Origin of the sequence: Phenylobacterium sp. (assembly GCF_030693805.1) — a bacterium.
Classification (GTDB): Bacteria; Pseudomonadota; Alphaproteobacteria; order Caulobacterales; family Caulobacteraceae; genus Phenylobacterium.
Genome location: NZ_JAUXZW010000051.1, coordinates 1 through 9,634, shown reverse-complemented (window position 1 = coordinate 9,634; position 9,634 = coordinate 1). Strand labels below are relative to the sequence as shown.

10 protein-coding genes and 1 tRNA gene are annotated in these 9,634 nt (G+C 66.2%); 7 read left to right on the top strand and 4 right to left on the bottom strand.

The window, feature by feature from the left end; translation table 11 throughout:
- A partial coding sequence (locus tag Q8M88_RS02110) for a transposase (protein ID WP_305594595.1) occupies window positions 1–201 on the top strand: 201 nt, incomplete at its 5' end.
- 16 nt (window positions 202–217) lie between these two features.
- Here the strand turns inward: Q8M88_RS02110 and glnA are convergent.
- Both glnA and Q8M88_RS02100 read right to left on the bottom strand, forming a co-directional pair.
- Entirely contained in the window at window positions 218–1,627 is a 1,410-nt protein-coding gene (gene glnA / locus Q8M88_RS02105) for a type I glutamate--ammonia ligase (RefSeq protein WP_305594594.1), read from the bottom strand.
- A 38-nt stretch (window positions 1,628–1,665) separates the two neighbouring features.
- Window positions 1,666–2,004: a P-II family nitrogen regulator gene (locus tag Q8M88_RS02100; protein WP_305594592.1), complete on the bottom strand. Its 339-nt coding sequence runs from the start codon at window positions 2,002–2,004 to the stop codon at window positions 1,666–1,668.
- Between the two features lie 542 nt (window positions 2,005–2,546).
- Here Q8M88_RS02100 and Q8M88_RS02095 point away from each other — a divergent pair.
- Both Q8M88_RS02095 and Q8M88_RS02090 read left to right on the top strand, forming a co-directional pair.
- Window positions 2,547–3,122 (top strand): histidine phosphatase family protein, encoded by a 576-nt coding sequence (locus Q8M88_RS02095; protein ID WP_305594590.1) that lies wholly within the window; start codon window positions 2,547–2,549, stop codon window positions 3,120–3,122.
- Window positions 3,119–4,585 carry an NAD(P)H-hydrate dehydratase gene (locus Q8M88_RS02090; protein ID WP_305594589.1) on the top strand — a complete coding sequence of 489 codons (1,467 nt, stop codon included), beginning with the start codon at window positions 3,119–3,121 and terminating at the stop codon, window positions 4,583–4,585. The genes Q8M88_RS02095 and Q8M88_RS02090 overlap by 4 nt, the downstream gene beginning before the upstream one ends.
- Here the strand turns inward: Q8M88_RS02090 and Q8M88_RS02085 are convergent.
- Window positions 4,582–5,814, bottom strand: a complete 1,233-nt coding sequence (locus Q8M88_RS02085; protein WP_305594586.1) for a glycosyltransferase — start codon at window positions 5,812–5,814, stop codon at window positions 4,582–4,584. The two genes, Q8M88_RS02090 and Q8M88_RS02085, sit on opposite strands and share 4 nt — an antisense overlap.
- A gap of 86 nt (window positions 5,815–5,900) precedes the next feature.
- Between Q8M88_RS02085 and Q8M88_RS02080 the strand changes: the two genes are divergently transcribed.
- The 3 genes from Q8M88_RS02080 (at window position 5,901) to Q8M88_RS02070 (ending at window position 8,264) form a co-directional block, all read left to right on the top strand.
- Window positions 5,901–5,985 (top strand) — tRNA-Leu (locus Q8M88_RS02080).
- A 171-nt stretch (window positions 5,986–6,156) separates the two neighbouring features.
- A complete protein-coding gene (gene tig / locus Q8M88_RS02075) occupies window positions 6,157–7,515 on the top strand; it encodes a trigger factor (protein ID WP_305594596.1) in 1,359 nt (452 codons plus the stop codon).
- 128 nt (window positions 7,516–7,643) lie between these two features.
- Window positions 7,644–8,264: an ATP-dependent Clp protease proteolytic subunit gene (locus tag Q8M88_RS02070; RefSeq protein WP_305594584.1), complete on the top strand. Its 621-nt coding sequence runs from the start codon at window positions 7,644–7,646 to the stop codon at window positions 8,262–8,264.
- Between the two features lie 39 nt (window positions 8,265–8,303).
- Here Q8M88_RS02070 and Q8M88_RS02065 read toward each other — a convergent pair whose 3' ends face one another.
- A complete protein-coding gene (locus Q8M88_RS02065) occupies window positions 8,304–8,936 on the bottom strand; it encodes an HAD-IB family hydrolase (protein ID WP_305594583.1) in 633 nt (210 codons plus the stop codon).
- A 221-nt stretch (window positions 8,937–9,157) separates the two neighbouring features.
- On the opposite strand from Q8M88_RS02065, the gene Q8M88_RS02060 reads away from it, so the two are divergent.
- Window positions 9,158–9,634: ClpX C4-type zinc finger protein (locus Q8M88_RS02060; protein WP_305594581.1), on the top strand; the 477-nt coding region annotated here is incomplete at its 3' end.

The window sequence follows — 9,634 nt, the reverse complement described above, 5'->3', positions numbered from 1 at the left end:
GTGGTCGAGATCATCCGCCGCTCCGACCCGCAGAAGGGCTTTGAGGTCCTGCCCCGCCGCTGGGTGGTCGAGCGGACCTTCGGCTGGATGACCCGCTGGCGCCGTCTGGTCCGCGACTACGAGGCCCGGATCGACGTCACGCAGGCCATGATCCTCGTCGCCATGGGCGGAAACCTGCTACGCCGGACCACCCACCCGTGAGTTTCCAAACGGACTCTTAGCAGCTGTAATACATGTCGAATTCGACCGGGTGAGGGTGAAGCGCGAGGCGCATGACCTCTTCCATCTTCAACTCGATGTAGGCGTCGATGAATTCGTCGTCCATGACCCCGCCGCGCTTCAGGAAGGCGCGGTCGCGATCGAGGTTCTCAAGCGCTTCCTTCAGCGAACCGCAGACTTCGGGGACCTTCTTCTGCTCGCGGGGCGGCAGGTCGTAGAGGTTCTTGTCCTGGGGCGCGCCCGGATCGATCTTGTTCTCGATGCCGTCGAGGCCGGCCATCAGCAGCGCGGTGTAGGTCAGGTAGGGGTTGCCCATCGGGTCCGGGAAGCGGACTTCGATGCGCTTGCCCTTGGGGCTGTCCACGTGGGGGATGCGGATCGAGGCCGAGCGGTTGCGGGCCGAGTAGGCCAGCTTCACCGGGGCTTCATAGCCGGGCACCAGGCGCTTGTAGGAGTTGGTGGTCGAGTTCGAGAAGGCGTTGATCGCCTTGGCGTGCTTGATGATGCCGCCGATGTACCACAGGCACATCTGCGACAGGCCCGCGTACTTGTCGCCGGCGAACAGCGGCTGGCCATCCTTCCAGATCGACTGGTGCACGTGCATGCCCGAGCCGTTGTCGCCGAACATCGGCTTGGCCATGAAGGTGGCCGTCTTGCCGTAGGCGGCGGCGACATTGTGGACGACGTACTTATAGAGTTGCAGCCGGTCGGCCATGATCACCATGGTGTCGAACTTCAGGCCCAGTTCGTGCTGGGCGGGCGCGACTTCGTGGTGATGCTTTTCCGGCTTCATTCCAAGCTCGCCCATGACCGCCAGCATCTCGCCACGCAGGTCCTGGGCGGAGTCGGTCGGGTTCACCGGGAAATAGCCGCCCTTGGGCCCGGGCCGGTGGCCCATATTGCCTTCCGGATAGGATTTGCCGGTGTTCGCCGGCAGTTCGCTGGCGTCGTAGGAATAGCCGGTGTCGTGGGGCTTCGTGGACCACTTGACGTCGTCGAAGATGAAGAACTCGGCTTCCGGGCCGAAATAGACGGTGTCGCCCACGCCGGCCGACTTCACATAGTTCAGCGCCGCCTTGGCGATGGAACGCGGGTCGCGGTTGTAGGGGGTGCCCGTGTCGGGGTTCACGACGTCGCAGAACAGGCACAGCGTGGTCTGCTGGTAGAACGGGTCGATATAAGCGCTGTCCAGGTCCGGACGCAGCTTCATGTCGGACTCGTTGATGGCCTTCCAGCCGGCGATCGACGAACCGTCGAACATGGTGCCGTCGGACAGGAAGTCCTCATCGACCAGATCGATGTCAAAGGTCACGTGCTGCATCTTCCCGCGGATGTCGGTGAAGCGCACGTCGACGTATTTGACGTCCTGTTCCTTGATCTGAGCCAGGATGTCCTGAGGTGTGGCCATGATGAGTATCCCCTAGGTCGCTAGATGAAAATTCAGGTCTAAATTGCGGTTTCGCCGGACTCGCCTGTGCGGATCCGCAGCACATCGAAAATCTCGGAGACGAAGATCTTGCCATCGCCGATCCGCCCAGTGCGCGCGGCGCCGACGATGGCCTCGATCGCCTGGGTGAGTTGGCCTTCAGCCACCACCACCTCGATTTTGATCTTGGGCAGGAAGTCGACGACGTACTCAGCGCCGCGATAAAGCTCGGTATGACCCTTCTGGCGGCCATAACCCTTGGCTTCGATCACGGTCATGCCCTGGACGCCGAGTTCCTGCAGAGCTTCCTTCACCTCGTCGAGTTTGAAGGGCTTGATGATGGCTTCGATCTTTTTCATGCACCGCACTGGTCACTGAATGTGGAGCCGCCCCCGCGGTCGCCGGGACGGAGCACGCCCAGCGCCGGCGCCACAAGAGGCCGGCTCGCAGCGCGTCGCCGCTATCTAACCGAAGGTTGGATTTGCACAAACAAAAGGCGACGTCAGATCAATAGTTAGGCGATCTGATATCGGGCTTGAGGTGGCCTTGTAGCCGCCTCGCGTGGGATTTCCGTCTGGTTTCGAAGGCCGAACGGAGATCAGATTGCGCTCCAGACACGACTGAGGCGTCGCTGGGCGGTGATCTTGGCGATCTCCCTGCTTAAGGCCGGCCTGTCCAAGTGATGAAACTTGTGGCGGAAAAGTTCCCCGTCATCGGAAGTTTCGCCCTGGCGGCGGAGTGGACGGTGTTGTGATCTGTGAAGCCTTGGTCGCCCCGCGTCGTGGGTCGCAGGAGCATGATGCGGACCGCGTCACTACGGCTGCGAAGATCGGCGCCAAGGGGCTTGCCGTGCATCGGCGGGGCGGGCAACGAGTGGGGTTCTCTTGCAGGTGAGCCGACGATGACGCGCCTTTATCTCATCCGCCACGCCAAGCCCGCCACGGCGTGGGGAGACTCCGGCGGCGGGGATGATCCTGGTTTGGACGAGACTGGCCGCACCCAAGCGCTGGCCGCCCGCGATGCGCTTCTGGCGCTGGCGCCCGCCGAACGGCCCGTCCGCGTGGTGAGTTCGCCGTTGCGTCGCTGCCGTGAGACGGCGCAGCCGACGGCCGAGGCCCTGGGCGTCGAGGTGGAGATCGACCCCGCGGTCGGGGAAATTCCCACGCCCGCCGGCCTGGCCGTCGAAGAACGGCCGGCGTGGTTGCGGAGCGCCTTCGAAGGTCTTTGGCGCGATATCGAGGGCGACCGCGATTACAACGTCTGGCGGCGAAGCGTGGCCGCCAGCCTGCGCGCGCGGGGCGGCGCCGCGGTGTTCAGCCACTACGTCGCGATCAACGCCGTGGTCACAACGCTTGAGGACGACGAGCGGGTGATCGGGCTGCGCCCCGACCACGCCTCGATCCACGTCCTGGAGACCGACGGCGCGGTGCTGACTTTGGTGAGCAAGGGGCGTGAATCCGCGACGCAGGTGCTATGAGCACGCTCTCTCACCACCCGGCGGCTCGGCGGATCCTGTCGGTCGCGGAGACCCAGGCCGCCGACCAGGCGGCGATCGCCGCCGGCACCCCGGGCATGGTGCTGATGGAGCGCGCCGGCGCGTCGGTCGCAAATGCCATTGTCGAGCGCTTCTCGGTGCGAACCGTCCACGTCCTCTGCGGGCCCGGCAACAACGGCGGGGACGGCTATGTGATCGCCCGCCTGCTGAAGGAGAAGGGGTGGCCGGTCGAGGTGCTCGCGCTAAAGCCGCCGGCGACCGCTGACGCCCGCGACGCCGCAGCGCTCTGGGATGGCGCGACCCGGCCGCTGGCGGGCGCCGGGACTGCGGAGCTCTATGTCGACGCGATGTTTGGCGCAGGGCTCTCGGGTCCGTTGACGGGGGAAGCCGCGGCGGCCGCGCTGCGGTTGAGCGAAACGCCCGATCGGGTGATCGCCGTCGACGTGCCGAGCGGCGTGCCCGGCGACACGGGCGAGCCGAATGGACCAGCGGTGATCGCCGGCCTCACCGTGACCTTCCACAGCAAGAAGCCATGTCATGTGCTGGAGCCCGGCAAGGCGCGGAGCGGCGAGGTGGTGGTCGCCGACATCGGCCTCGGCGACACGCCGGGGGCTCTTCACGAGAACACCCCGGAGCTATGGGGGAGCCGGTTTCCCTGGCCGGCGATCGATTCCCACAAGCACGCGCGCGGGCGACTGGTGGTGATCAGCGGCGAACCGTGGAGCACGGGGGCCGCGCGGCTGGCGGCGCGTGGCGGCCTGCGGATCGGCGCCGGCCTGGTCACCCTGCTATCGCACCCGGAATCCCTGCAGGTGAACGCCGCCCACCTCGAGGCGGTCATGCTGCGTCCGTTCGAGACCGAACTGGAACTTGAGCAGGCCTGCGCCGACGTGGACGCCGCGATCATCGGTCCGGCCGCCGGCGTCACCGAGACCACGCTGGTCAACCTTCTGGCGTTGGCGCGCACCGGGGCGGCGTTGGTGATCGACGCCGACGCGATCACCGTGTTCCGCGACGATCCCGGCGAGTTGTTCTCGGTGCTCGACCGAGACGATGTGCTCACCCCGCATCCTGGCGAGTTTGAACGGCTATTTCCAGGCCTACTGGGGCGAGCGCCGGAACGGATCTCGGCGGCGCGACAGGCCGCCGCGCTGGCCGGCGCCGTCGTGTTGCTTAAAGGCGCCGACACGGTGATCGCCGCGCCCGACGGCCGCGCGGCGGTGAACGTCAACGGCGCGCCGTGGCTGGCCACCGCGGGTTCAGGCGACGTGCTGGCGGGTTTCATCGGCGGGCTGATGGCCCAGGGGATGGAGAGTTTCGAAGCCGCCTGCGCCGGCGCGTGGATCCACGCCGAGGCGGCGGCCAATTTCGGTCCTGGCCTGATCGCCGAAGACCTGCCAGGCCTCGCGCCCGCCGTGCTGTCCCAGCTCTGGCTCGAGCGCTAGACGGCGATTTCCCCCACCTCGGCGATCAGCGCCAACCAGCCCCGCAAGCCCGCCTGGCGATCGAACATCGCCTCGGCGGTCGCCCGGGCGGCGAGCCGCAGAGGCGCCTTGTCCAGCGGCTCGCGGCAGGCGTCGATCAGCGCGCCCGAGAGGGCGTCGACGTCGAAGAAATCGAGCAGCCGCCCATTCTCGCCGTCGCTGATCGCGTCGCGCACAGGCGCGGTGTCCGAGCCGATCACATAGCAACCTGCCGCCATCGCCTCGGCCAGCGACCACGAGAGCACGAACGGATAAGTGTAATAGACGTGCGCGCTCGATGCGCGCAGCGCCTCGAGCATCCGGCCATGGGGCAGGGGGCCCGTGAAGTGAACGCGCGTCAGGTCGAGCCGATCTTCCAGCCCGTCAAGGCAGACGTCCTTCCAGGTTCGGCCCTCCGGCGCCGGTCCCGAATAGCCGCGAGCGTTCGGCGAGCCCACGATAACCGTGTGTGCGTCCGGAACGTCCGCCTGCAGCCGCGGCAGCGCGCGCAGGAGGATGTGCAGACCGCGCATCGGCTCCAGGTTGCGGTTCACGTGAGTGATGATCGGCGCACCAGACGCCAGGACCGCGCCGCCAGGCAGGGCCAGCGCCCGGGACGGCCCAGGACGCACCGCCTGAAGGTCGACGCCCTCATGGATGATCTGCAGGCGCGAATGGAACACCGCCGGCAGGGTCGAGGCCTGGAACACCGTGGGTGTGACGATGGCGTCGGCCTGGGTGTACGCCAGGGCCATGACGGCGTTCTTGGTGGTCCCGGCCAGGATGCCGGCCTCGTCCGGCTGGATGAACTCGGTGTCGAAATCGATGTCGAGCCCGCGTCCGGCGTAGAAGAACTCATGGAAAAGGATCACGCGCGCATTCGGGAACGCCTCATGCAGCAGCACCGTCTCGCCCCAGCCGGGATGGGCGATGATCAATCGAGGCTCGAACGCCTGCGCCTTCAGCCGGCGCGCGGCTTCCAGCGCGGCGCGAGCGCGCACCAGATCGGCTTCGGCCCGGGTGGCCAGGGGAAAGATGCCCGGCGCGCTGCCACGGAAATAACTCCAGCGCTCGATCGGCACGCCATCCAGCCCACCCGCGTCGGGCCCGCCGATTGCGCGGCAGTCGATCCCGCGCGCGACGAGCTGGCCCGCCAGGTCGCGAAACTGGGCCGGAAAGCCCATGTGGACGAACAACACGCCTGCGCTCATAGCCTGCTTCTGGCGCGCCGCGGTCGCGCTGTCACCCTTCGCCGCCCTTGACGCGGACGCATAGCTGAACGAAGGCATGCCGCCGCGCGGATGTGGCGGAACTGGTAGACGCACTAGATTTAGGTTCTAGCGCCGTGAGGCGTGGAGGTTCGAGTCCTCTCATCCGCACCACGCGCCTTGAACGCAGCGGGGCGCCGTGGCCTGGCTTTGCTCTTGGACGCGCGTCACGCCCGTGACATAAGGGCGCCGCCCGCCGCCGGATTTTCGGCGGCGTTCATCGTTAAGCTCGAAGGCGGATCGCGCAGCGCCAGCGTGCAGCGTCCGGATGATAAGACCATGTCGATGCAGATCACTGAAAAGTCAGGCGAAGGCCTCAGCCGCGTGTACGGCGTGTCGGTTCCCGCCGGCGAGCTCACCGAGAAGCTCGAGGCGCGCATCGCGGAGATCGCGCCGACCCTCAACATCAAAGGCTTCCGTCCCGGCAAGGTGCCGGCGGCGCACGTGCGCAAGCTGTACGGCAAGTCGATCATGAGCGAGGTGATCGAGCAGACGATCACCGAAACCACCCAGAAGCTGATCACGGACAACAAGCTGCGTCCCGCCGGCGAGCCCGACCTGAAGCCGGAAGGCGACATGCTCGAGGTGCTGGATGGCAAGGCCGACCTCGAATACGAAATGTCGCTTGAGCTGATCCCGGAGTTCGAGCCGGTCGACCCGGCGACGCTGACGCTGGAGCGCCCGATCTATTCGGCCACCGACGCCGAGGTCGACGAGACTCTGGGCGAGATCGCCAAGCAGAACCGCAGCTACGAGACGCGCACCGGCAAGACCGTGAAGGCCAAGGACGGCGACCAGTTGACCATCGACTTCCTCGGCAAGATCGACGGCGTGCCCTTCGAGGGCGGCGCGGCCGAGGACAGCCAGCTGGTGCTGGGTTCGGGTCAGTTCATCCCGGGCTTCGAAGAGCAACTGGTCGGGACCAAGCCCGAGCAGCAGCTGGTGGTGAAGGTCAACTTCCCCGACGACTACCAGGCCGAGGCGCTGAAGGGTAAGGCGGCGGAATTCGACGTGACCGTCAAAGAGATCAAGGCGCCGGTCGACACGCCGCTGGACGACGCCCTGGCCGAGCGCATGGGCATCGAGGGCCTGGACAAGCTGCGCGAGCTGATCCGCTCCAACCTGCAGCAGCAGTACTCCGGCGCCGCGCGCTTCAAACTGAAGCGCTCACTGCTGGACCTGCTGGACTCCAAGCACGACTTCCCGCTGCCGCCGAAGATGGTCGAGGCCGAGTTCGCCGCCATCTGGCAACAGGTCGAGGCCGACAAGGAGCGCGGCGCGCTGCCGCCCGAGGACGCCGCCAAGTCGGACGAGGACCTGCGCGTCGAGTATCGCAAGATCGCCGAACGCCGCGTGCGCCTGGGCCTGGTCCTGGCCGAGGTCGGGCGGGTCAACAACGTCTCCGTCAGCGACCAGGAGCTCGCTGAGGCGATGCGCCAGGAAGCCATGCGCTACGGCGCCCAGGCCCAGCAGGTGTTCGAATACCTGCGCAAGGAGCCGAACGCCCAGGCCCAGCTCCGCGCGCCGATCTTCGAGGACAAGGTGGTCGACCTGATCGTCGCCGCCGCCCAGGTGACCGACACGCCGATCAGCAAGGAAGAGCTGATGAAGGACGAAGAGCTGCCGCAGGGCTACGGCGCCTAAGGACGGGCAGGGATCGCGATAGCGCGCCGGGGCGACACAGGGTCATCTTGCAACGCCCCGGTCGGCACGCGATATCGGATGCAGAGCGATTCATTGGATCGCATCCTTCACAAAAGGCGATCTCCCCCATGCGTGACCCGCAAACCACCGCACTCAACCTCGTGCCGATGGTCGTCGAACAGACCAGCCGCGGCGAACGCGCCTACGACATTTTCTCGCGCCTGCTCAAGGAGCGGGTGATCTTCCTGAACGGTCCCGTCGAAGACGGGATGTCGGCGCTGATCTGCGCCCAACTGCTCTTTCTTGAGGCCGAAAACCCCAAGAAGGAGATCCAGATGTATATCAACTCGCCGGGCGGCATCGTCACCTCCGGCCTGGCGATCTACGACACCATGCAATACATCCGCAGTCCCGTCGTGACGCTGTGCATGGGCATGGCGGCCTCGATGGGCTCGTTCCTGCTGATGGCCGGTGCCGAAGGCAAGCGGATCGCGCTGCCGAACGCGCGGATCATGGTCCACCAGCCGTCGGGCGGCTACTCGGGCAAGGCCTCCGACATCGAGCGCCACGCCGAAGACATCATCAAGACCAAGCGCCGCCTGAACGAGCTCTACGCCAAGCACACCGGCCAGACCTATGAAGCGGTCGAAGAGAAGCTGGACCGCGACACCTTCATGACGGCCGAAGAAGCCAAGACCTGGGGCATCGTCGACCACGTGTACGAACAGCGCGAAACCGAAGCCGTCTGATCCGGACGCGCACCCCCTCCGGCGAGGTCGGAGGGGGCGCTACGGCCTCGCCGTGAACACCCGATAGCCCGCTTCGTCGGCGATCCGCAGCATCTCGCTGTCCCCGCTGGTGTCGCCATAGGCCGCGGCGAGCCTCACGCCCTCGCCGAAGCGTTCGCGCAGTCGACGCACCTTCTCCTTGCCGCGACAGTTCTGACCATCGAAGCCGCCGGCGACGCGATCCTGCGCGTCGAAGGCAAGGTTGGTCCCAAGCAGCACCTTTGCGCCCAACGCGCGGGCGAACGGGGCCACGGTCACCGCGGGTGACGCCGTAACGATGGCCAGCACCGCTCCGCGCGCCTTCCAGTCCTCCCAGACCCGCAGCGCGTCGGGCCTCAGCATCGACGCGGCGTGAGTGAGAGCGAAGGTTTCTGCACGCGCCTGCAGTTCAGCGCGCGGCAGGCCTTTCAGGAATTCACGAACCGCCGCCGCCTTGAGCTTTCCGCGGTCGCGATTCCCCAGGTAGGCCACGGCGTCCGGCGCTAGGCGGACCATCCCGGCCAAATGACGTAGCCTGCCGGCCTGCCAGGCCAGAAACGCGGTGAAGCTGTCGCCAACCGTCAGCGTACCGTCGAAATCGAAGGCGACCACAGGGCGCGCCGCCTCGGAGGCGGACGAATCCTTGCGGGTCATGCTCACGTTCCCATCTATGGGGCTGACGGGGCCCGACGCCGCGTCGTCGCCCGTCGCCATTTGTCGCTCCCAGGAGCGAAAGCTTGTGATCCTTGGCCGGATCGGGGAATGTCAAGGATTAGACAACCCGTGGCGCGTATCCTGCAAGGGTAGGCGAGGTGAGCCTCCGGGGTAGCGACGAACGGTCCTAAGCGACGCCGTCGAGAGAGTGAGAAAAGACCATGACGAAGGCCGCGAGCGGAGATTCCAAGAGCACTCTCTATTGCTCTTTCTGCGGCAAGAGCCAGCACGAGGTCCGCAAACTTATCGCCGGCCCCACGGTGTTCATCTGCGATGAATGCGTCGAATTGTGCATGGACATCATCCGCGAAGAGCACAAGATTTCCTTTGTTAAATCAAAGGATGGCGTGCCCACGCCGCGGGAAATCCGCGAGGTCCTCGACGACTACGTGATCGGCCAGGACCACGCCAAGAAGGTCCTCTCCGTCGCCGTCCACAACCACTACAAGCGCGTCCAAAACGTTTCGGGGGATCGCCGCGCGGATGATCCTCATGCCGGGGTCGAATTGGAGAAGAGCAACATCCTGCTCGTCGGCCCCACCGGCTCGGGCAAGACCCTGCTCGCCCGCTCCCTGGCCCGCATTCTCGACGTGCCCTTCGCCATCGCGGACGCCACCAGTCTGACCGAGGCGGGTTAC

Excerpts from the sequence above, each read along its gene's own strand:
- glnA (WP_305594594.1), bottom strand. The coding sequence starts at position 1,627 with ATGGCCACACCTCAGGACATCCTGGCTCAGATCAAGGAACAGGACGTC.
- Q8M88_RS02100 (WP_305594592.1), bottom strand. The coding sequence starts at position 2,004 with ATGAAAAAGATCGAAGCCATCATCAAGCCCTTCAAACTCGACGAGGTG.
- Q8M88_RS02095 (WP_305594590.1), top strand. The coding sequence starts at position 2,547 with ATGACGCGCCTTTATCTCATCCGCCACGCCAAGCCCGCCACGGCGTGG.
- Q8M88_RS02090 (WP_305594589.1), top strand. The coding sequence starts at position 3,119 with ATGAGCACGCTCTCTCACCACCCGGCGGCTCGGCGGATCCTGTCGGTC.
- Q8M88_RS02085 (WP_305594586.1), bottom strand. The coding sequence starts at position 5,814 with ATGAGCGCAGGCGTGTTGTTCGTCCACATGGGCTTTCCGGCCCAGTTT.
- tig (WP_305594596.1), top strand. The coding sequence starts at position 6,157 with ATGCAGATCACTGAAAAGTCAGGCGAAGGCCTCAGCCGCGTGTACGGC.
- Q8M88_RS02070 (WP_305594584.1), top strand. The coding sequence starts at position 7,644 with ATGCGTGACCCGCAAACCACCGCACTCAACCTCGTGCCGATGGTCGTC.
- Q8M88_RS02065 (WP_305594583.1), bottom strand. The coding sequence starts at position 8,936 with ATGACCCGCAAGGATTCGTCCGCCTCCGAGGCGGCGCGCCCTGTGGTC.